The following is a 21,988-nucleotide window of genomic DNA, read 5'->3' on the forward strand; positions in this document are numbered from 1 at the left end:
GGCAGGACTGATGGGCATTGACGATGCCCCTACCCCAGTAACACATCCCCAAACTCTTCGCGCAGGTTGCGTTTGAGCACCTTGCCGGTTGCATTGCGAGGTAGTTCATCCTTCCAGACCACCTTGTCCGGCACCTGCCAAGTGGCGATCTTGCCGTCGAATATTTCCAGAATCTCCGCCTCGGTCGGGTTCTGACCGTCGGCATTGACCACAATCAGCACGGGGCGCTCGTCCCATTTTGCATGACGCGCCCCAATGACGGCGGCATCGGCCAGTTTCGGATGCGCAATGGCGATATTCTCCAACTCGACAGAGCTGATCCATTCACCGCCCGATTTGATGATATCCTTGGACCGGTCGCGAATGGTGACGTATCCGTCGGCGTCCATTGTCGCCACGTCTCCGGTGTCAAACCAGCCGTTGCGCAGTGTTTGGTCGCGGGTCTTGCGGAAATAGCTGTCGAGAATCCAGTGGCCGCGTGTGACCAGATCACCCTGTGTTTCGCCATCGTGAGGCAACGAATTGCCATCATCATCCCAGATGTCCAGATCCACGCCGAACACGGGCCGCCCCTGATTCTCGCGCAGACTGTGCTGTTCGTCGATAGGCAGGTCGAGGTGCTTGGCCAGAGGTTTGTTCACTGTGCCCAGCGGAGACATTTCCGTCATGCCCCAGGCGTGAATCAGCTCAACGTCGTACTCTTCACGGAAGGTCGTGATCATCGACGGCGGACAGGCAGAGCCACCCACTACCGTGCGCTGCAAAGTGGCCAGATCGCTGCCCGCCGCCTTGGCCGCGCCCAAAAGGCCCAGCCAGATCGTCGGAACACCCAGGGCCACTGTGACCTTGTAGGTGTCGATGTGTCCTACGAGGGACGGACCATCAAGGCCAGGTCCCGGCAACACGATCCGTGCGCCAACCATGGCGCAGGCATAGGGCGATCCCCAGGCATTGACGTGAAACATGGGCACGACCATCAGCACCACATCGGCTGCCGAAAAGGCAATCGCGTCTGCGAGATTTGAGGCAAAGCTGTGCAACAACGTGCTGCGGTGGGAATAAAGCACACCCTTTGGATTTCCCGTGGTTCCTGATGTATAACAGAGGCTTGAGGCGGTGTTCTCATCCAGTTCGGGCCACTGGTAGTCCGCATCACCCGTGGCGAGCAGATCGTCATACGCGCGGATGCCGGGCAGCGCATTTGCAGCATCACCCACCTCCGCCTCCATCAGCACGATATGTTCCAGATGCTCAAGCTTGTCGCGGATAGCGGCGACCAACGGCACAAAGGTTGCATCGATGAACAGCACTTTGTCTTCGGCGTGATTGAGGATGTAGACCAGCTGTTCGGGGAAAAGGCGCGGGTTGATCGTATGGCAGACAAAGCCCCCGCCCGAGGCGCCAAAGTAGATCTCAAGGTGGCGCCGGTTGTTCCAGGCGATCGTGCCACACCGCGCCTGTGGCTCAATCCCCAGATTGGTCAGCGCCGAGGCCAGCAGCCGCGCGTTGCGTCCGACCTGCCCCCAGGTTGTGTCTTCGACACCACCGCCGGTGTTGACTGAATGGATGGCCCCATCACCATGATAGGTTTCCGCGTGGGTTATGAGGCTGGAAATCAGCAGGGGTTGGGTCATCATTTGGCCAAGCATGGTCGGTCCTTCAATTGGGGGGCAGAGCATCTGACCAAACTGGACAAAGCGGCGCGGTCTTGCAAGCACTAGGCATCCCTTCTACGCAAGGGACATGACGTTACCCTACCACACCCCGTTGAGTGCCGATTTGCAGATATCGCTAGGGATTGACCCGCCGCAGCCGCTGGCGATGGCCGATCAGGTGCGCTTTTCTGAGCTAGACGTGCTGAACCACGTCAACAACGCGGTCTATATGGAATGGTTTGAACGCCTGCGCATCCGCTATACGCAGGACTGGGGGTTGTCTGGATATGATAGCCCTGACGATCCGCGGATCGTGATCCGGTCAGGCACCATTCACTACCGCCAGGAAATGCGGATGGATGAGGATTACGTGACCACCTGCGGCTGCACAGCCTTTCGCAACACTTCCTTTTCGCTGTGCCAACAGCTTTGGGCGGGGGGCACGCTGCGTGCAACATTTGACTGTGTACTGGTTCTGCTGATGCCGGATGGGTCGGGGCGATTTGTCATTCCCGACGGGCTGCGCGACCGGTTTCAGACAATCGATAAGGCGCGGCCTGAAGGCTGAGAAAGGAAACAGATCATGAGCACCACCATTCGCCCCCTCACAGCAGAGGATCGGTCCGACTGGGACCGACTTTATCAGGGCTATGCCACTTTCTACAAAGTTGATCAGACCGCTCAGATGCGCGACACCGTCTGGGGTTGGCTGATGGATCCCGCGCATGGCAGCAAGGGATTGGTCGCCGAAGACGCGCAGGGCGCGTTGATCGGGTTGACGCACTATCGTCCTTTCGTCAGCTGCCTCAAGGCCTGCATCAACTGCTTTCTGGATGATCTCTTTGTTGATCCGGCCGCACGCGGCAGCGGGGCGGCGGACGCGCTGATTGCGGCCGTAGGTGAAGTGGCGCGGGCCAACAACTGGAAGGTGGTGCGCTGGATCACGGCCGATGACAATTACCGCGGGCGCGGGGTGTACGACAAGATCGCAGATCGCACCATGTGGATCACCTATGACATGAATCCTGAATGAATTTTCTGCAGATCACGTCGCTGCTGATCGTTCTCGCGGGCGGCTTTGGGGCGATTAACTATCTGTTTTTGAAGCTGCCTTCGGCTATTGGTATTCTGGTGGTGTCGCTGGTGGCATCCTTTGGGTTGCTGGCGCTTGATCTGATCTGGCCCGGTTTGGCGATCGCGGACACGGTGCGAGGGATCGTGCTGGGCATTGATTTCTCAGAAGCCCTTCTGGAAGGGATGCTGGGCCTGTTGCTTTTTGCCGGAGCGCTGCACGTCAAGCTGAGAGATCTGCGGCGTGAGTGGATTGTGGTCTTTCTGATGGCGACGCTGGGAATTGCCCTGTCCACAATGATCGTCGGTTTGGCATTTTCATGGCTTACGGGCATGCCACTGCTGCTGGCGCTGGTCTTTGGCGCGTTGATATCGCCCACCGATCCGGTAGCGGTGTTGGGTGTCCTTCGCGAAGCGGATCTGCCCAAATCACTGGAAACCAAGATTGCCGGTGAGAGCCTGTTCAACGACGGCGTTGGCTATGTGGTGTTTCTGGTGCTGGTGGGCCTTGCCTTTCCCGGGGATGCACATCACGGCGAAGCCGACAGCCCGCTGGTGGGCGCGGCGACGCTTTTTGTGCAGGAAGCCGTTGGCGGGGCGGTGCTGGGGCTGGTGTTGGGCTGGCTCACCTTCCGGGTCATGCGGCGGATTGATGATTATTCGCTAGAGGTCTTGCTCACGCTCGGGCTGGCCTTTGGCGGCTATGAGCTGGCGGTCTGGCTGCACGTTTCTGCGCCTATCATGGCAGTTTGCGCGGGCTTGCTGATCGGAGATGTTGGCACGGCACAGGGTATGACGGAGGAGACCCGGCGTTATGTCGATGCCTTCTGGAAGCTGATCGATGAGATCCTCAACGCGGTGCTCTTTCTGTTGATCGGGTTCGAGGTTTTTGCGATCGCCTTTGAGGGGGATCTGCTGCTGACCGGGCTTGCGACCATTGTTATTGCCTTGGTGGCCCGCTTTGCTGCCGTGGCCATCCCTATCATCATGCTGCGCCCGTTCCGTACGTTCAATGACGGGGTGACGCGGATCATGACCTGGGGCGGGCTGAAGGGCGGAATATCGGTCGCACTGGCGTTGTCACTGCCCGAAGGGGAATTCAAGCCACTGATCCTGACTTGCACCTATATCGTGGTCGTCTTTTCGATCATCGTGCAGGGCTTGACGGTGGGCCGGCTGGCCAATCGTGTGGGCCGTGCGCCGGATCTGATGTGATCCGATAGGCCGGGCCGAGGCCCGGATTCTATTTGTTTTATTGAGGCGCTGCCTCAAACTCCGGGAATATTTTGGCCAGAAAAAGAAGCTATTCCCGGTGAGTGTGGATGTAGTTGACCAGCGCGGAGGTTGAGCTGTCCTTGCCAGTGGCGGGGGTCTCGCCTTCGACGATGGGTTGAAGGGATGTCGCAAGTTCCTTGCCGAGTTCAACGCCCCATTGGTCAAAAGAATTGATGCCCAGGATCACGCCTTCGACAAAGACCCGGTGTTCATAAAGGGCGATGATCTGGCCCAGCGTGTAGGGGTCAAGGCGCGGATACATCAGCGTGGTTGAGGGGCGGTTGCCGGGGAAAACGCGATGTCGGGCCTGGCGTTCGAGTTCTGAACCCGTCAGGCCTTTTGCCTGCATCAGTTTGCGGGCCTCTGTAAGGGACCGGCCCCGCATCAGGGCTTCGGACTGTGCCAGGCAATTGGCGATGAGCAGCGTGTGGTGATGGGCAAGTTCGGGTTCGTGACCATTGGCGGCGATCATGAATTCGCACGGGATGACGCGCGTGCCCTGATGGATCAACTGATAGAAGGCGTGCTGGCCGTTGGTGCCTGCAGCCCCCCAGACGACCGGGCCTGTGTGGGTGTCGGCATCGGCACCGTTCATCTGCACCGATTTGCCATTTGATTCCATTTCCAATTGCTGGAAGTAATCTGGCAGGTAGCGCAGGCGTTGATCATAGGGCAGCACAGCACGGGTGGCATGGCCGCAGATCTGGTTGTGCCAGATGCCCACGAGCGACAGCATTATCGGCATATTCTCTAGGGGTTCGGCCACTTGAAAATGGCGGTCCATCGCCTGCCCACCGCGCAGGAAGGCATCAAACCCTTTCGGTCCGATGGCGATCATCAGCGACAGCCCGATGGGCCCCCACATGGAATACCGCCCGCCGACCCAATCTTCGAACCCGAAGACCCGATCAGGGTCGATGCCGAAGGCTTCTGTCTTGTCTTCGGCGGTGCTGAGAGCGGCGAATTGCGTTTTAGGGTCACCGCCATGGTCCAGCATCCAAGCCTTGGCGGTGCGGGCGTTGGTCATCGTCTCAATCGTCGTGAATGTCTTGGAAGCCACGATCACCAAAGTGGTCTTTGCATCCAGCCCCTCCAGAGTGTCGGCGATATGTGCGCCATCCACGTTGGAGACGAAGTGGCAGCGCGGCCCGTCGTGGTAGGGATGCAGCGCGGCCACAGCCATTGCCGGACCGAGGTCAGAACCGCCGATGCCGATGTTGACGACATCCGTGACGCCACTGTCCCGCACCTGGTCGGCAAAGCTGCGCATCCGCGTCAGCGTGTTACGCACGCCGGGCATGACATCGACGCCCTCCACGATCACTGGCGCGCCGTCGAGATTGCGCAGGGCGGTGTGAAGAACCGCGCGGTCTTCGGTTTCGTTGATGCGGGCACCGCTGAACATGGCGTCGCGCTTGGCGGAGACACCGGTGGTTTCGGCCAGTTTGATCAGATCGGCGCGGGTGTCGCGGTCGATGTTGGTTTTGGAATAATCAAACCGCATGTCCTGCAGCTGGATCGAAAAAGCATCGGCCCGGTCCACGTCTTCGAACAGCGCGAGCAAGGGGCGGTCAGCGATGGCCTTGTGGCGGCTTTTGAGGGCGTCCCAGATCTCCATCAGGCGGCCCAGTGCACGTCGGCACCTCCCAGAACGGCGGCGATTGGGGCCTCAAATGCAGGCAGCCCCTGGGCACGTTCCAATGCCGCACGCTTGTCATCGCCAAAGATCACAAGGTGTTTCGACATCGCCCCGTCGAGCACATGCGCGGGCAAGGTCACGCGCGCGATCTCTTGTTGCGGGGCCGAGATTGGGCAAAGCAGCGGTGCATCCTGCGCCATTGCCGCCGCGAGTCCCTCAGCACCCGGGAACAGCGAGGCGGTATGCATGTCCGCCCCCATGCCGAGCATGAGAAGCGAAATGGGGATATTGGGGCCGAGCGTTGCGGCGACCTGTGCGCTGCCGTCAGCCGCATCTGCACCATCTTGATAGAAGGGCACGAATGTTGCCGCCGCGGCCGGCCCGGTCAACAGACGGTCCTTCACAAGGGCGGTATTGGACATCGGATGATCCTCGGGCACCCAGCGCTCATCGGTTAGCATCACATGGACCCGCGACCAGTCGAGATCGATGCCACTGAGCATGTCAAAGATGGGTCCGGGCGTGGTGCCCCCGGGCACGGCGAAAGAGGCAAAGTCATGCGCCAGAAGACACTTCTTGATCTCGCTGGCCAGAACGTTGGCAACGTTCAGGGCCAGCATCTCGCGATCTGCATATTCGATCAGGTTCATGGGCTGACCTCGCGCCAGTCGCGACCATCACGCCGCATCAGTTCAAATGCATCGGTCGGCCCGTCAGAGCCGCTGTCGTAGGGTTTGGGTACATCATGGCGCAATTCCCAGCCTTCGATGATGGGGTCGGTCCAGGCCCAGGCGGCCTCGACCTCGTCGCCTCGCATGAAAAGGGTCTGATTGCCCCGGATGACGTCCATGATCAGCCGCTCATAGGCGTCGACATGGTCAGCGCCGTCCTCGCCCAGGGCATCGGCAAATGTCATGTCCAGCGGTACATCGATCAGGCGCATACCGCCCGGTCCCGGTTCCTTGATCGTAACCCCAAGGGTGATCCCTTCGTTGGGCTGCAGGCGGATCGACAGCACGTTGCGGTGACGCCCGGCGTCTTCGGCAAAGATGGAATGGGGAGTGTCCTTGAAAACAACTGTGATCTCGGAGGACCGTGCAGACATGCGTTTGCCCGTGCGCAGATAGAACGGGGTGCCCGCCCAACGCCAGTTGCTGATGTGGGTCTTGAGCGCCAGAAAGCTTTCGGTGCGCGACTTGGCATCGCCAACGGCCGTCCGGTAGCCCGGATGTTCGGATTCTTCCATCGGCACTGCCTGATACTGGCCACGCACGATCTCGTAGGATTCGACAGGATCAAGCGCGCGAATGACCTTGAGCTTTTCGTCGCGCACCGCGTCGGGGTCGAACCGCGCAGGTGGTTCCATCGCAATGAGACACAAAAGCTGCATCAGGTGATTTTGCACCATGTCCCGCATCGCGCCTGATTTATCGTAATATTCACCCCTGCCCCCGACACCGACGGTTTCGGCCACAGTGATCTGGATGTGGTCGACATACTGGCTGTTCCACAAGGGCTCGAACAACATGTTGCCAAAGCGCACAGCCATCAGGTTCTGGACCGTTTCCTTGCCAAGATAATGATCAATCCGGTAAATCTGGTGTTCATCAAAATAGGCGGCCAGTGTGGCGTTCAGATCCCTTGCCGTCTCAAGGTCCCGGCCAAAGGGTTTTTCAACCACGATCCGCGCGTCTTCGTCCGCCATGCCCCATTGTTGCAGCCGTTCTGCGAGATCGCCGAAGAGTGCGGGGGATACGGAGAAGTAATAGGCCTCAACCCGGCCCTTGCCCTTCATCGCCTCCTGAAGATCGGCCCACCCGGTCTCGCCCCGGGCATCAATGGCGATGTAGCCAATCAGCTTGAGAAAGGCATCGCGGGCATCGCATTCTTTCGCCAGATCACCGCCAAATTCGTCAATCGCGTCGGACACCATTTGCCGATACGCATCCGTATCCATGTCAGAGCGCGCCGCGCCGATGATGCGCGCCGCGTCTGGCATTTGCCCCGCACAAAAGCGCCGGAACAGTCCCGGCAGGATTTTGCGGCGCGCCAGATCGCCCGTACCCCCGAAAATCACGAGGTCAAAGGGATCAACCGGTATGACGCGTGAAACCATGAAGACGATCCTGTTTTGCTGCCGATTGGCCAATGTTAGCGCAAACATACGGCTTTTTTGCCGGTTCACAAGAGTGTGCGTGGCTGCACTTGGGCTTTCCTTCAGTACAACACTAGCTTAGCACACTGGACAGCAATCACAGGCATCAGACAAGGACCAATCATGAAGGATATGGCCAGCACCAAAGCTTTGGCAAACCGAGGCAAATTCCGCGACCCGCTGGTCACTGCCCAGGGCGAGGCGCGGGCAACTGTCGCACTGAGCAATCCGCAAACGCTTTGGTTCAATACAGGCACCTTGTGCAACATCGAATGCGTCAACTGCTATATCGAAAGCAGCCCGACCAATGATGCGCTGGTCTATATCACCGCCGATGAGGTGCGGGATTATCTGGACCAGCTTGAGGTGCGTAACTGGGGCGTATCAGAGATTGCCTTCACGGGCGGTGAGCCGTTCATGAACCCGCAAATGATTGAAATTACAGAGGCTTCGCTGGCGCGGGGGTATGATGTATTGATCCTGACCAATGCCATGCGCCCGATGATGCGAAAGCCTATGCTGGAAGGGCTCAACAGGCTGAATGCTGCGTATCCCGGCAAGCTGACGCTGCGCATCTCGGTGGATCATCACCGGGCAGATGTGCACGATGCCGAACGGGGTGAAGGATCGTTCGAAAAAACCCTGACGGGCATGAAATGGCTGCGCGACAACGGGTTTCGCATGGCGGTTGCGGGACGGTCAGTTTTTGCAGACAGCGAAGCGGAAAGCCGGGCGGGGTATGCCGCATTTTTTGCCGAACACAACTTTAATATCGACGCGCAAAACCCTGGCATGACAGTTCTTTTCCCGGAGATGGACGAAGGCATCGAGGTGCCCGAAATTACCACTGCGTGTTGGGGAATACTTGATACATCACCCGATGCGGTCATGTGCTCAAGCTCGCGCATGGTGGTCAAGCGCAAGGGGGCTGAAAAGCCTGTGGTGCTGGCGTGCACCTTGCTGCCCTACGCGCCTGAGTTCGAGCTGGGATCGACGCTGGAAGAGGCCGAGCGCGACGTGGCCTTGAACCATCCGCATTGTGCAAAATTTTGCGTTCTGGGCGGGGCAAGCTGTTCGGCGTGAAATGCTGAAAATCCACGTCGGTGTTACATCGGTATTACGTCGGTATTTCGTCAGCGCTCAGGTCAGTGTGACGACATGCCCCTGTGCGGGGTCAGCCCTGCCTGCGGCCAGGGCCGCATAGACAGGTTCTGCTGCGGGCAGACCCTTGTGCACTGTGACATCCATCCAATCTGCGGCGTCTGCGGCGATGCGCTGCCAGGCGGTGGTGATCTCGCGCTCCACCACGCCGGGGCCCCATTCCTTGCGACGCTTGGCAATCTGGGCGGGGGCAAAGAAGAATTGGGGTTTGACGCCGGGCAAATCCTGCTTGGGCGCAAATTTGTCCCAATGGCTGATACCAACAGCAGCCGAATGTTTAAGGTGGTCCGCCAAGGCCGCGTGCAGCGCCAGTTTGACCTCTCCGTTGCCGGACATGTCGACATAGACCGAAGGCACCTTGGCGATGTCGTCAATCTGATCATAGCTCAGCACCTGATCGCAGGCGTTAAGGCCTTTCACGAAATCCAGATTTCCGGCTGAGGTGAGACCGACAATCTGGACCGGGTGGTCCTGATCTTCGGACAGATATTTGCACAGACCAAGCCCGGTTTTGGACGAAGCCGATCCGACGATGACCTGTTTGGCACCAAAAAAACCATTGTCCCGCAACCAATCCGCAAGCAGCCATGAGGTGGCCAGAAGCGGCTGCAACAGCGCGCGCAGGTGATCCTCACCCGGCGTGTTTTCCCTCACGGGCATATAGCGATTATAGACCGCCGGCAGTTGCGCGCGATGATCTGCCGTGTCCACAATTGCGCCACCGGAGGTCTGGCGCGGCGTGATGACCAGCTCTTCCGCCAGCGGATAGAATCCATATAGCCGCTTGCCCACCGGAAGATCCGAACAGTGGCTTTCGACGACTTCAGCAGTGCCCCAGACCGGTACCAGGCCGTGCCCTTCCGTACCGCTTGGAAAAAACTGCCAATAACCGATGGCAAAGCCGGACGCGGCATAAGTTACATTGTTGGCGGTCAGCGCAAAACTTTGCAGACGCAGTCGAGACTGCCCTTCGGCAAGAGCGGGCGGGGTCACATTCTCAAGCCGGGTGCGCGTGATGGCGTTCTGGTCGATCAGCAATTGTTGCATCGGCTTGGCGCTCCTTTGGACGGTTTTGGGGAGCGTCGACCAGATTGGCCCTCATCACAAGAGACACGCCACGTCACGGGCAGCTAGAAAGTCACCACGTCCTCGCAACGGCTCGACCTCGATGAGATCGATCACGCCTTGATAATAATGCCCGCAGGTTTTGGATCTCTGGTTGCCCGCCGAGGTATGCGCTGCCGTGGCTGAGGTGCTCCCTATTAATTCTGCAATATATCAGTGCAGCGTAAATTCGCCCACCTGATTGCGCCATTCACCGGGGCCGATCAATTTACGGTGGGTAAAGCGCACAGAATGCAGCGGCCCGTCCAGTTCCTTTTGCCAGAATTCGACAAACTCAAAGAGTTTCGGGTGGTCTGGTGCCAGATCGTAGTCTTGCCACACATAGCTGTTCAGCACGTGCGTATAGTCGGGCATATGGTAAAAGAATTCCGCTGTGGTCAGCCCGTATCCCTTCAGCATCAGCTCTGTTTCTGATTGGGGCATTTGCGCCTCCGTTTCTGCCTGCACTATCAACATCCTGTCACAGCAGAATTACTTTTCAATGAAAACAATATGTTGGCACTCTAACCCGTTGGCTGCCAATGCATTATGGTCACAGGCATTGCACCCGATATGGCGTTTCTGATAGAGTTTCAGACAACATATAGCGTGTCCAGAAAGACCGAGCAGATAACGTGAACGACACCCCTGAACCTCCTGAAAACGATGATGAAAACCGGCCCGAACGCCCTGTGTTCGATGGCCCGTCTGTCAGCATCGAACATGAGATGCGTACATCCTATCTGGATTACGCGATGTCCGTCATTGTCAGCCGGGCGATCCCCGATCTGCGTGACGGTCTGAAACCGGTCCACCGGCGCATCATATATTCGATGTATGAAAAGGGGATCACCCACGACAAGAGCTATCGCAAGTCGGCCAAATCGGTCGGTGATGTGATGGGGTCGTACCACCCGCATGGGGACAGCGCGATCTATGACGCGCTGGTTCGCATGGCGCAGGATTTCTCGATGTCGCTGCCGCTGATTGATGGTCAGGGCAACTTTGGCTCTATGGACGGCGATAGCGCGGCCGCGATGCGCTATACCGAATCCCGTCTGGCGCGCGTCACGCAGTTCATGACCAATGATCTGGACAAAGATACTGTTGATTTCATTGATAATTATGACGGTAAGGAAAAAGAGCCTGCCGTTTTGCCGGCGCGTTTTCCGAACATGCTGGTCAATGGCGCAGGCGGAATCGCCGTGGGCATGGCGACAAACATTCCACCCCACAATCTGGGCGAAGTGATCGATGCTACGCTGGCATTGATTGAAGAGCCTGATCTGACGTCCGAGCAGTTGATTGATTACATCCCCGGGCCTGATTTCCCCACGGGTGGCATCATGTTGGGCCGGTCCGGGGCGCGCAAAGCCTATCTTGAGGGCCGCGGCAGTGTGATCATGCGCGCCAAGACCCGGGTTGAGGAAATCCGCAAAGACCGCTGGGCCATCATCATTGATGAGATCCCCTATCAGGTGAACAAATCGGTCATGATCGAAAAGATCGCCGAGCAGGTGCGCGAGAAGAAGATCGACGGTATCGCCCATGTGCAGGACGAATCCGATCGCAACGGCGTGCGCGTGGTGGTCGAGCTCAAGCGCGATGCGACCGCAGAGGTGGTGATGAACCAGCTGTTCCGGTTCACGCCGATGCAGACCTACTTCGGGTGCAACATGCTGGCGCTGAACGGCGGTCGCCCCGAGACGCTGACGCTGCGCCGTTTTCTCACTGCTTTCATAGACTTCCGCGAGGATGTTGTCGCACGTCGGATGGCCCATCTGCTGCGCAAGGCGCGCGAGCGGAGCCATATTCTGTGTGGTCTGGCCGTGGCGGTGACCAATATTGATGAGATCGTACAGTCGATCCGGTCGTCAGCCGATGCGGCTGAGGCGCGCGAGAAACTGATGACCCGGCGCTGGCCTGCCGCCGACATTCTGCCCTACATCAAACTGATCGATGATCCGACCCATACGGCCAACGAGGACGGGACCTACAATCTGTCCGAGACCCAGGCGCGGGCGATCCTTGAGTTGCGCCTGCAGCGCCTCACGCAGATCGGCGTCAAGGAAGTCACGGACGAATTGGAAGAGTTGGCGGGCAAGATAAAGGAATACCTTGAGATCCTCGCAAGCCGCGAGCGGATCATGGCTATCATTGCCGATGAGCTGCAAGAAGTGAAAGACCAGTTTGCCGTGCCGCGCCGCACTGAGATTGTCGACTGGTCCGGTGACATGGACGACGAAGACCTGATTGCGCGCGAGGACATGGTCGTGACGGTCACATCGGGCGGCTATATCAAGCGCACGCCGTTGGCCGATTTCCGCAGCCAGCGGCGCGGGGGCAAGGGTCTGGCAGGGATGCAGACCAAGGAAGAGGACGTGGTCACCACCCTCTTTGTCGCCAATACGCACACGCAGCTGCTGTTCTTTTCGACCGATGGAATGGTGTACAAGCTCAAGACTTGGCGGTTGCCTCAGGGTGGGCGCACGGCCAAGGGCAAGGCCATCGTCAATATCCTGCCCATTCCGACGGGGGTCTCTGTTGCCGCGATCATGCCGGTCGACCGGGACGAGGAAGAATGGGACGATCTGCAGGTGGTCTTTGCGACATCGGCTGGCACGGTGCGTCGCAACAAGCTCAGCGATTTCACCAACGTTATGCGCAACGGCAAGATCGCGATGAAGTTCGAGGGCGAGCACGAGGGTACGACCCTGATCAACGCGCGGATTGCGTCCAACGATGATGACGTGATGCTGGTGACTGACGCGGGCCGCGCGATCCGTTTCCCGGCCACCGATGTACGGATTTTCAACAGCCGCAGTTCGGTCGGGGTGCGGGGCATTAAGCTGGGCGATGCCGATAAGGTCGTATCGATGTCTGTGATCCGTCACTTTGATGCGGAATCACCCGAGCGCGTTGCCTATCTCAAACAGCGTCGCCTGATGGCCGGTGTGACTGACGAAGAACCAGTGGATGACGACGAGGAAATCGTCGCCGCTGGTCAGCTGAACCCTGAACGCTACGCCGAGATGTCGGCGGCCGAAGATCTTATCCTGACGATCACCTCAGGTGGCGCGGGCAAGATCTCCTCCTCGCATGACTACCCTGTTCGCGGACGCGGCGGCTTGGGTGTGACAGCCTGGACCAAGGGAATGGCGCATGGCCCGATCATCGCCTGCTTCCCGGTTGAGATGTCGGATCAGATCATGCTGGCCACCTCAAAGGGCCAGTCGATCCGTGTGCCTGTCGATGGCATTTCTTTCCGCTCGCGCAGTGCGGGCGGTGTCAAGGTGTTCAACACCGGCAAGGCTGAGGAAGTGGTTAGCGTTGCCTGGATCGCCGATCAAGGCGAAGCCGATGGCGAGCCTGAGGCAGACGACGCCGACGCATAAGCGCACGATGTCTGGTAGAAATGTGAAACGCCCCGGGTACTCTCCGGGGCGTTTCTGTTTGGTGCGGGCGGTCTGTCCCTACCGGCGGGCCGCACCGTTTGTTGCGTTGTCCCCTTGTGATGAGACTGCGCAGGCAACGTGCGCACCTGCAAGCAACACGTATAACGGGAACCGAGTTCCAGCGGCAAAGCGCCTGCTGGCTGTCGGCGTCGGAGGAAATCCGCAAAGACCCGCAGCACCGCAGGCGGCAAGCCGCAGATTGCGCCCTGCCCCGTCGGCCAGCATCGGCCGACGATCAGAGGTTGTAGAGGGCTCCGAATTTTTCTGAGAGGTACGCCAGCAGGGGTTCTTCGCTTGGGGCCTGCCCGCTGGCGCGTTCGATCACCTCGCGCGGCTCATAGAGGCCGCCATGGGTTTGCAGGTTGTCGCGCAGCCAGTTGGTAGCTGTCGATGTATCCCCTGCCGCCAGATCTGCATCCAATGTCGGCACAGCGTCCCGCAAGGGGCCGTACAAACATCCGGCATAGACATTGCCCAGACTGTAGGTGGGGAAATACCCAAAGAGCCCGACCGACCAATGCACATCCTGCAACAAACCGTTGGCGGGTGTATCGACGGCAAAGCCAAAGTCCGCTTCGAAACGGTCGTTCCAGGCCGCTTCAAGATCAGTGACGGCAAGATCGCCCGCCATCAGCGCCCGTTCCAGATCAAAACGCAGCATGATGTGCATGTTATACTGCAGCTCGTCCGCTTCGGTTCGGATGTAGCCGTCCGAGACGCGGTTCACGATGGCATAGAAGGTATCGGCATCCGCCACACCAGAATCGCCAAAGGCGGCATTCATCTGATCAAACAGCCAGCCAGTGAAGGCGCGGCTGCGCCCCAACTGGTTTTCGTAGATGCGGCTTTGGCTTTCGTGAACGCCCATCGACACGCCGCGCCCGAGCGGGGTCAGCAGGTAGTCGCGGTTGATATTCTGCTCATAGCTGGCGTGGCCGACCTCGTGAATGGTGGAGTAAAAGCAGTTGAAGGGATCCGCAGGGTTGGTGCGCGTGGTGATGCGCACATCCAGCCCCGAGCCCGATGAAAACGGGTGCACGGCCTTGTCTACGCGGCCCATGGACATGTCATAGCCAAAGGTTTTGGCCAGTTGCCGGGTCAACTTCATCTGCGTCGCTTCGTCAAAGGTGCCTTCAAGCTGTGGCGGGGGCGTTGCCTCGCGCACGGCTGCGCGCAGTTCGGTCAGTTTGGGGCGCAGGGCGTTGAAGATCGTGGCAATATCATCACCTGTGGTGCCCGGCTCGTAATCCTGCAGCATGGCGTCATAGATATCGCCTTCGCCTGCCAGCGCCTGCCCCTCTTCGCGTTTCAGCGCAATCACGTCGGACAGCGTCGGCAGAAAGGCCGCGACATCGTTGTCACTGCGCGCTTCGGCCCAGATGCCCTGCGCCTCTGAGGTGACGCGCGCGATCCGCGCGGCCAGCGCGGCCGGAACCTTTGTGGCGCGGTCGAAATTGCGGCGGATATGGCGCAGGTTGGCATGGCCGACGGCATCGAGGGTGGTCTCGTCGATAAATTCAAGCCAATCGGCGATGCGTGGGTTCAGACGGCGGGCATGCAACACGCCTTCGATGGCGGCCATTTCCTCGCCCCGCTGGGGGGCGGCACCGCGTGGCATCATGGTTTCCTGATCCCAGCCCAGTCGGCCAGCGATCTGGCTCAGCGCTTCGGTGTCGCGCTGGTAGGCCATCAGTTCATCATATGCAGACATGTCAGGATCCTTTGATCGAGGTGGCAACGGGATAGCCCGCGAGGAACCGCGCACGGATGATCAGCACCCACAGCACGACGGCCAGCCCCTGATGCACCAGCGCGATGTGTACAGGGGCGGCATAAAGCACCGTGGTGATGCCCACGACGATCTGCAGAGCAAGAGCAGCCATCACCGCGTTGAAGGCAAAGCGGGTGGCGGCATGGGCAGATTTGCGCCCCCTGAGCCAGACCACCACGCCAAAGATCGCCAGCAGGTAGCCCGCGATGCGGTGGATGAACTGCACCAGTCCGGGGTTTTCAAAGAAATTGCGCCACAAAGGCTCGATGCTGAAGGCATCGGGGGGAAAGAACTGCCCTTGCATGAGCGGCCATTCGGGGAAATAGCGGCCCGCGTCGATGCCTGCAACCAAAGCGCCGATCAGGATTTGCAGGAAAGCAAAGTGCATAAGGCCCGTGGCCATCGAGAAAGGCTTGGCCTCCTTGGCGCGGCGGGCCTGCATCAAATCCGGCTCTGAGCGGCCCAGCAACAGGGTGTACCAGGTGATGAAGCCAAGGATGACAAAGGCGAGACCAAGGTGCGTGGCAAGGCGGTAGCTGGCCACATCTGTGGTGCCTTCGCCCACGGTCACGCCAGAGGCGACCATCCACCAGCCGATGGCCCCTTGCAGGCCGCCCAGCCCCCCGAGCAGCAGCAAGCGCCCGGTCCAGCCGACAGGGACCTGCTTGCGTACCCAGAACCACAGAAAGCCAAGGGCCCAGACCAGCCCAATGACGCGGCCCAGTTGGCGGTGGCCCCATTCCCACCAGTAAATCACCTTGAAATCAGAGAGTTGCATCCAAGAATTCTGCACCTGGAATTCGTCAATGGCCTTGTATTTGTCGAACTCTGATTGCCAGTCCGCCGCGTTCATCGGCGGCAAGGCACCCGTGATCGGGCGCCATTCGGTGATTGAGAGACCTGAATCGGTCAGGCGCGTCATGCCGCCCACCGCGATCATCACAAACACCAGCGCAAAGAGCACCATCAGCCAGATGCGGATGGCCCCGCGCGCGCCGCCCCGACCCCGGTCAATCAGGCCGGGCTGGGCAGCCGGACGCTGGTGTTCCTGGGCGGCGACTTCTTCAAAGATACTGCGTGGTTTTTGTGCCATGGGATGTCTCGTTGCAGGGTGCCCGATAGGTAGGACAAGTGGTGCGGAAGGTCTAGCGGGTTAGCGCGAGTGTATCTTCTGGCCGGAGATATCCCGGGGAGCGCGAGGGGCAGCGCCCCTCGCCCTGATCGGACGCCCCTTGGGGCGTTCGACATACAAAATCTCCGTACCCACGCGCTAGTCCCGCTCTTTCCAGCGCACCATCTGGCGCATCATGCCGTGCAGCATTTGCACGTCGGCACGTGTCAGCGGCAGGCGCGACCACATGTTGCGCAGATTAAGCTTCATCGAGGCGATTTTATGATCCGGAAAAAAGAACCCCGCTTCTTCGAGGCGTTCTTCATAGTGACGGCCAAGGGCTTCTATCTCTTGCCCGTTGGCCCAGTCGGTGCCGGCCATTTCAACGGTCTGGTGTACAATATCAGCCGTCGCGCGCCGCCATTCGTAGCCTGTCAGCAGCACGCATTGCGCAAGATTGAGAGAGGGAAAGGCCGGGTTCACCGGGACCGAGATGATCGCGTTGGCGCGGGCGATGTCGTCGTTTTCGAGCCCTGCGCGTTCGGGGCCGAAGAGGACCGCGACACGCTGACCTTCAGAGATGCGGCGCGCGGCCTCGGCCATGGCGGCTTCGGGTGCGAAGACCGGTTTGGTCAGATCGCGATCACGCGCGGTTGTCGCAAAGACAAAATCGCAATCGGCCACGGCGTCAGGCAGATCTGCACACAGCCGGGCCTCGTCCAGCAGGCGCCCGGCCCCCGATGCCATCGCGACCGCCGCCGGATTGGGCCAGCCGTCGCGGGGGGCGACGATGCGCATGTGATCAAGGCCGAAATTCCACATCGCACGGGCCGCAGCCCCGATGTTTTCACCCATCTGCGGGCGGACGAGCACAAAGGCGGGGATGGTGGGATGCAGCGCGGGATCAGTCATGGCGGCCTGATACGCCTGTGCTGCCAACGCCGCAAGTCGCGTCAAACGACGCCGCGTGCGCAGCAAGTGTTTTCCTTTGGCGCCGCCATCGGCTAGTCACCCTCAAAGACCGCCCGAAGGACGCGCCCATGGACGACCCAAACCAGCCCCCCGAACAGCCGCAGACCTATCTGATCACCCCGCCTGAAATCGGGCTCAGCACCTTTCCCGACCAGTTGGCGCGGGTGCTGGACGCCCACGAGGTCGCCTGCGTGCGCATGGCCCTGTCGAGCACGGATGTGGATGCGCTGGCGCGCGCCGGGGATGCCTTGCGCGAAGTCGCGCATGCGCGGGACGTGGCACTTGTCATCAGCGACCATCTGCTGATGGTGGATCGCCTGGGTCTGGACGGGGTGCACCTGAGCGACGGAGCGCGCACCGTGCGCCATGCCCGCAAAGAGCTGGGCGAGGATGCCATTGTCGGCACGTTCTGCGCAGGGTCGCGCCATGACGGTATGAATGCGGGCGAAGGTGGGGCGGATTACGTCAGCTTTGGCCCGGTGCAGGCCAGCCCGCTGGGCGATGGCAGTTTTGCCGAACTGGACCTCTTTCAGTGGTGGTCGGAAGTGATCGAAGTGCCTGTCGTCGCCGAAGGGGCGCTGGACGAGGCCATGATCCGCACTTTGGCCCCCTACACCGATTTCTTTGGCATCGGCGACGAAATCTGGCGCGCGGATGATCCGATTGTCGCGCTCAGCACCCTTTTGGCGGCAATGGACTAGGCGCGGGGCCTCAGAGGAACACCCGTTCGATCACCCACCAGGTGCCGATGATCGCGATGATCAGAGATCCCACGATCGAGATCGCGCGAAACATCACTGAATGTTCGCGCACCAGCACGTCTTCGCCGTCCAGTTCGGCATACCATGCCGCCCGCAGCGCCAGCCAGATCAGCAGCGCGGCCATGGCGATGACCGTGAGCTGACCCAGTTCCACGCCGATGTTGAAACCGATCAGCGCCGGAATGAACTGCCCTTCAGGCAGGCCAAAGTCGCCCAGCACTGACGCAAAGCCCAAACCATGCAGCAACCCGAAGCCGAAGATCACGAAGGGTCGCCATCGGCTGAGGTGCGACAGAAAGATGTTTTCGACCGCGACGTACACAATGGAGGCGGCAATCAGCGGCTCGACGATCGATCCCGGCACGTTGACCCACCCCAGCGCCCCCAGCGCCAGTGTGACCGTATGGGCCAGTGTAAAGGCGGACACCTGCCACAACAGCGGGCCCAGTTGGGTCGACAGCAGGAAAAGGCCCAGAACGAACAGGATGTGGTCGAGCCCCTTGGGCAGAATGTGATCGAACCCGACAGGGATATATTCAACAAATGCTTGCCAGCCGCTTTGCGCGCCGCCGCCGTCAAATGCGATTTCAGGCGAGGTGTCGCCGCCATCAAGATAGCCGGTGAAGGGGGCATCGACCCCTTGCTGGCGCACCACAATGGCCCCGGCCCCGTCAGGCCAGGTAACGGTCAGCGCGCGCGCATCTGCCGCCACATCCCCTTGCAGGGTCCAGGTGGAGATACGGGCCAGTTCGATATCCACATCGCCCGGTATCTCAAGATTGGAGGATTTCAATGCGACCGGCGCGCCGTCGACGCGAACCAGCGGCAGGGCATTCCATTGATCCAGCAAGGCAGGCGCGCGGTCGATGATCTCTTGCGCAGAGAGGGCGCGCAGGCTGTCGTAATCCGCGACGTTTTCGGCGTCATCGGTGTCTTCCAGCCCGTCAAGATCAATCCCTGCGAGCAACGCCTCAAGGTTCAGCCGCATGACCACATTCAACGTCTCGCCGTCTCGGGAAATATCCGCGATGGTGGGCTGCAGTTCGTGCGCCTGCGCGCGCGGTATCGTGAGCAGCAGCGCACTTGACAATGCCAGCAGCAACGTCAGCTTTGTGAGTACCCTTGAGAGAGTGTTCGTCATGAAATTTTCCCGCCTGTTTGCGCCTGTTTTCTGTGTCTTGGCAGCACTGCCTGCCGTTGCACATGAATTCTGGATCTCGCCAGAGAAATATCAAGTCGCACCGGGCGCTGCAATCCGCGCGCACTTTCGAAACGGGGAAAGTTTCAAGGGCAACACGTTGAGCTTTTTCGACCGCTCAAGCGCGCGGTATGAAGTGGTATTCAGTGGCAATCCGGAGCCTGTTCTTGCACGCGCAGGCGACTCCCCCGCTCTTGCTGTCGACGCGCCAGACAGCGACGGCTTGATGGTGGTGCTGCACGAGACGACGCCCTCCAAGATCACCTACAAGACCTGGGAGAAATTCGCCCGGTTCGCGGCGCACAAGGACTTCCCCCAAGCGGAGGCCGATCACGATGCCGCAGGATGGCCCCGGGAGAACTTCAAGGAAAGTTATACCCGTCACGTCAAGTCCCTGGTTGCCGTGGGGGATGGTGCGGGCAGTGATGCGCATTACAAGATGGCGACGGAATTCGTGGCGCTGACAAACCCATATGACGCGGGATTCGACGGCACCATGCACATCGCGCTTTATGATCAGGATGCACGGCGGCCCGATGCACAGGTCGAGGTGTTTGACCGTGCCCCGGGTGGGGCGGTCACGGTCACCCTACACCGTACCGATGCCGCAGGCGAGGCGCGCATTCCGGTGTCGCCGGGCCATGAGTATCTGTTTGACGCCGTCATTCTGCGCCCCTCGCCCGAGGCCGGCAATTATGACAACGCACCGGTCTGGGACACGCTTTGGGCAGCGCTGACCTTTCGCGTGCCTGAATAGGGCCCCGCCCTTTGTCAGGCTTGCACCTTCCCGCTTCAAAGGCGAAAAGGCGGGCCATGACATCCTCTCCAGATATTCTGTGCATCGGGTCAGTCCTGTGGGACATCATCGGCCGGGCTGAAACGCCGATGCGGCAGGGCTCTGACATGCCGGGGCGGATCACGCGCCTGCCGGGGGGCGTGGCGCTGAACATCGGGATGGCGATGGCGCGGTTCGGATTGACGCCTGCCCTGTTATCCGCCGTGGGGCGCGATGCAGAGGGGGATGATCTGATCAGGGCCTGCCAGATGCGTGGGTTGGTGACGGAATACATCTATCGCTCTGATGATCTGCCGACAGACCGTTACATGGCTGTAGAAGGATCAAATGGTCTGATTGCCGCCATTGCGGATGCGCATTCACTGGAAGCGGCGGGTGACAAGATCCTGCGTCCGCTGTCGGATGGCAGCCTGCCTGCCCCCTATACCGGGGCCGTGGCGCTGGACGGGAACCTGACGCTTGATCTGTTGGGGCAGATGGCGCGGTCACCGCTTTTGGCGGCAGCAGATTTGCGGGTGGCACCCGCCTCGCCCGGCAAGGCGCAACGATTGGCCCCGTTCATGCAGGCACGCCGCGGGACGCTTTATGTGAACCTCGAAGAGGCGGGATACCTGTGCCAGACGACCTTCGAGACCTCGGACGCCGCAGCGGCAGGATTGTTGCAGCGCGGGGCGGTGCGTGCGGTCGTGACAGATGGCGGCAATCCGGCGACGGTGGCGTATGACAAAACCATCGTCACGCAGACCCCGCCCCCTGTTATGGTTACCCGGGTCACGGGCGCGGGCGATACCTTTATGGCCGCCCATATCTCAGCCGAGATAAGGGGGGCGGCGCCGGATGCCGCATTGCGCCAGGCCTTGCAGGCCGCCGCCGCCTACGTTTCAGGAGAGACCAAGATATGACCACCCTGCCCCTGCATTTCAGCACCGAGGTCGCGAAAGCGCGCGACGCAGGCACGCCCATCGTCGCGCTGGAAAGCACGATCATTACCCATGGCATGCCCTATCCGCAGAACCTCGAGGTTGCCCTACAGGTGGAAAGGGATGTGCGGGATGCCGGTGCGGTCCCGGCCACGATCGCCGTGCTTGACGGGCGTCTTCACATCGGGCTGGACGACGATCAACTCAGCACTTTGGCGCAGGCCAGCGGCGTGGCCAAGCTCAGCCGGGCGGACATGGCCGTGTGCATCGCCTCGGGCGGGACCGGTGCCACAACCGTGGCCGCGACGATGATTGCGGCTGATCTGGCGGGTATTGCCGTTTTTGCCACCGGCGGGATTGGCGGCGTGCACAAGGGGGCCGAGGACAGTTTTGATATCTCTGCCGATCTGATGGAACTGGCCCAGACGCCTGTGACAGTGGTCGCCGCCGGGGCCAAGGCGATACTGGACGTGGCCAAGACACTGGAAGTGCTGGAAACGCAGGGCGTGCCGGTGATCACGGTCGGGCAAGACAGCTTTCCCGCGTTCTGGAGCGCGTCATCGCCGCTGAAATCCCCCCTGAGGATGGATCACCCTGCCGAGATCGCCGCGGCGCATCGCACGCGGGCCGCTCTGGGTCTGCCCGGTGGGCAGTTGGTCGCCAATCCGATCCCGGCTGAGGCCGAGATACCCGCCGCCGAAATGAACCCGGTGATCGCCCAGGCGCAGCGCGATGCGCAGGCCCATGGGATCGTCGGCAAGGGGGTGACTCCTTACCTGCTACAACGCATTTATGAGCTGACCAAAGGGGCGTCTTTGACCGCCAATATCGCGTTGGTGCGCCATAATGCCCGTCTGGGTGCTGAAATTGCGATCTCTTTAGCGGGTAATGCGCGCTAAATCAGCACCTTGCCATTGTCCCCTGAGGCCAAACCCCCTAGCTAT

At 60.2% G+C, this 21,988-nt stretch carries 19 protein-coding genes; 9 read left to right on the plus strand and 10 right to left on the minus strand.

The features are described from left to right. Positions 1-29: 29 nt before the first annotated feature. Positions 30-1,649 carry a long-chain-fatty-acid--CoA ligase gene (locus H9Q16_RS05200; protein ID WP_191074280.1) on the minus strand — a complete coding sequence of 540 codons (1,620 nt, stop codon included), beginning with the start codon at positions 1,647-1,649 and terminating at the stop codon, positions 30-32. A gap of 94 nt (positions 1,650-1,743) precedes the next feature. Here H9Q16_RS05200 and H9Q16_RS05205 point away from each other — a divergent pair, with 94 nt between their 5' ends. The 3 genes from H9Q16_RS05205 to H9Q16_RS05215 are packed head-to-tail and all read left to right on the plus strand — an operon-like array spanning position 1,744 to position 3,941. Continuing rightward, positions 1,744-2,223, plus strand: coding sequence for an acyl-CoA thioesterase (locus tag H9Q16_RS05205; protein WP_191074281.1), 480 nt, complete (start codon positions 1,744-1,746; stop codon positions 2,221-2,223). 15 nt (positions 2,224-2,238) lie between these two features. Then, positions 2,239-2,688, plus strand: a complete 450-nt coding sequence (locus H9Q16_RS05210; RefSeq protein WP_191074282.1) for a GNAT family N-acetyltransferase — start codon at positions 2,239-2,241, stop codon at positions 2,686-2,688. Next, complete coding sequence (locus H9Q16_RS05215; RefSeq protein ID WP_191074283.1) at positions 2,685-3,941, plus strand: cation:proton antiporter; 1,257 nt, start codon at positions 2,685-2,687, stop codon at positions 3,939-3,941. The genes H9Q16_RS05210 and H9Q16_RS05215 overlap by 4 nt, the downstream gene beginning before the upstream one ends. An 88-nt stretch (positions 3,942-4,029) precedes the next feature. Here the strand turns inward: H9Q16_RS05215 and pgi are convergent, their stop codons facing one another. The 3 genes from pgi to zwf are packed head-to-tail and all read right to left on the minus strand — an operon-like array spanning position 4,030 to position 7,756. After that, the gene (pgi, locus tag H9Q16_RS05220) at positions 4,030-5,619 is read right to left on the minus strand and encodes a glucose-6-phosphate isomerase (protein WP_191074284.1); all 1,590 of its coding nucleotides are present in this window, start codon (positions 5,617-5,619) and stop codon (positions 4,030-4,032) included. After that, on the minus strand, positions 5,619-6,290 hold the full coding sequence (gene pgl / locus H9Q16_RS05225; RefSeq protein WP_191074285.1) for a 6-phosphogluconolactonase: 672 nt from the start codon (positions 6,288-6,290) through the stop codon (positions 5,619-5,621). Before pgl ends, pgi begins: the two co-directional genes overlap by 1 nt. Then, positions 6,287-7,756: a glucose-6-phosphate dehydrogenase gene (zwf, locus tag H9Q16_RS05230; RefSeq protein ID WP_191074286.1), complete on the minus strand. Its 1,470-nt coding sequence runs from the start codon at positions 7,754-7,756 to the stop codon at positions 6,287-6,289. Before zwf ends, pgl begins: the two co-directional genes overlap by 4 nt. A gap of 162 nt (positions 7,757-7,918) precedes the next feature. Here zwf and H9Q16_RS05235 point away from each other — a divergent pair, with 162 nt between their 5' ends. After that, positions 7,919-8,878 (plus strand): radical SAM protein, encoded by a 960-nt coding sequence (locus H9Q16_RS05235; RefSeq protein ID WP_191074287.1) that lies wholly within the window; start codon positions 7,919-7,921, stop codon positions 8,876-8,878. 57 nt (positions 8,879-8,935) lie between these two features. Here H9Q16_RS05235 and H9Q16_RS05240 read toward each other — a convergent pair whose 3' ends face one another. Then, positions 8,936-10,003, minus strand: a complete 1,068-nt coding sequence (locus tag H9Q16_RS05240) for a DUF2855 family protein (RefSeq protein ID WP_191074288.1) — start codon at positions 10,001-10,003, stop codon at positions 8,936-8,938. A 231-nt stretch (positions 10,004-10,234) separates the two neighbouring features. Then, on the minus strand, positions 10,235-10,504 hold the full coding sequence (locus tag H9Q16_RS05245) for an usg protein (RefSeq protein ID WP_191074289.1): 270 nt from the start codon (positions 10,502-10,504) through the stop codon (positions 10,235-10,237). Between the two features lie 191 nt (positions 10,505-10,695). On the opposite strand from H9Q16_RS05245, the gene gyrA reads away from it, so the two are divergent. After that, positions 10,696-13,455, plus strand: coding sequence for a DNA gyrase subunit A (gene gyrA / locus H9Q16_RS05250; RefSeq protein WP_191074290.1), 2,760 nt, complete (start codon positions 10,696-10,698; stop codon positions 13,453-13,455). Between the two features lie 295 nt (positions 13,456-13,750). Here gyrA and H9Q16_RS05255 read toward each other — a convergent pair whose 3' ends face one another. The 3 genes from H9Q16_RS05255 to H9Q16_RS05265 form a co-directional block, all read right to left on the minus strand. Further along, positions 13,751-15,226, minus strand: coding sequence for a carboxypeptidase M32 (locus H9Q16_RS05255; RefSeq protein WP_191074291.1), 1,476 nt, complete (start codon positions 15,224-15,226; stop codon positions 13,751-13,753). Position 15,227: 1 nt separating this feature from the next. Further along, complete coding sequence (gene ctaA, locus H9Q16_RS05260) at positions 15,228-16,379, minus strand: heme A synthase (RefSeq protein ID WP_191074292.1); 1,152 nt, start codon at positions 16,377-16,379, stop codon at positions 15,228-15,230. 177 nt (positions 16,380-16,556) lie between these two features. Next, entirely contained in the window at positions 16,557-17,309 is a 753-nt protein-coding gene (locus H9Q16_RS05265; protein ID WP_191075165.1) for an RNA methyltransferase, read from the minus strand. Positions 17,310-17,437: 128 nt separating this feature from the next. Here H9Q16_RS05265 and H9Q16_RS05270 point away from each other — a divergent pair, with 128 nt between their 5' ends. Further along, positions 17,438-18,070 (plus strand): thiamine phosphate synthase, encoded by a 633-nt coding sequence (locus H9Q16_RS05270; protein WP_191074293.1) that lies wholly within the window; start codon positions 17,438-17,440, stop codon positions 18,068-18,070. Between the two features lie 10 nt (positions 18,071-18,080). Here the strand turns inward: H9Q16_RS05270 and H9Q16_RS05275 are convergent, their stop codons facing one another. Next, entirely contained in the window at positions 18,081-19,271 is a 1,191-nt protein-coding gene (locus H9Q16_RS05275; protein ID WP_191074294.1) for a HupE/UreJ family protein, read from the minus strand. On the opposite strand from H9Q16_RS05275, the gene H9Q16_RS05280 reads away from it, so the two are divergent. The 3 genes from H9Q16_RS05280 to H9Q16_RS05290 are packed head-to-tail and all read left to right on the plus strand — an operon-like array spanning position 19,270 to position 21,943. Further along, positions 19,270-20,085: a DUF4198 domain-containing protein gene (locus H9Q16_RS05280; protein ID WP_191074295.1), complete on the plus strand. Its 816-nt coding sequence runs from the start codon at positions 19,270-19,272 to the stop codon at positions 20,083-20,085. The genes H9Q16_RS05275 and H9Q16_RS05280 overlap by 2 nt on opposite strands. Before the next feature lie 56 nt (positions 20,086-20,141). Continuing rightward, a complete protein-coding gene (locus H9Q16_RS05285; protein ID WP_191074296.1) occupies positions 20,142-21,026 on the plus strand; it encodes a PfkB family carbohydrate kinase in 885 nt (294 codons plus the stop codon). Further along, entirely contained in the window at positions 21,023-21,943 is a 921-nt protein-coding gene (locus H9Q16_RS05290) for a pseudouridine-5'-phosphate glycosidase (RefSeq protein WP_191074297.1), read from the plus strand. The genes H9Q16_RS05285 and H9Q16_RS05290 overlap by 4 nt, the downstream gene beginning before the upstream one ends. Positions 21,944-21,988 lie beyond the last annotated feature (45 nt).

This window comes from Sulfitobacter aestuariivivens (assembly GCF_014763045.1).
GTDB classification, from domain to species: domain Bacteria; phylum Pseudomonadota; class Alphaproteobacteria; order Rhodobacterales; family Rhodobacteraceae; genus Sulfitobacter; species Sulfitobacter aestuariivivens.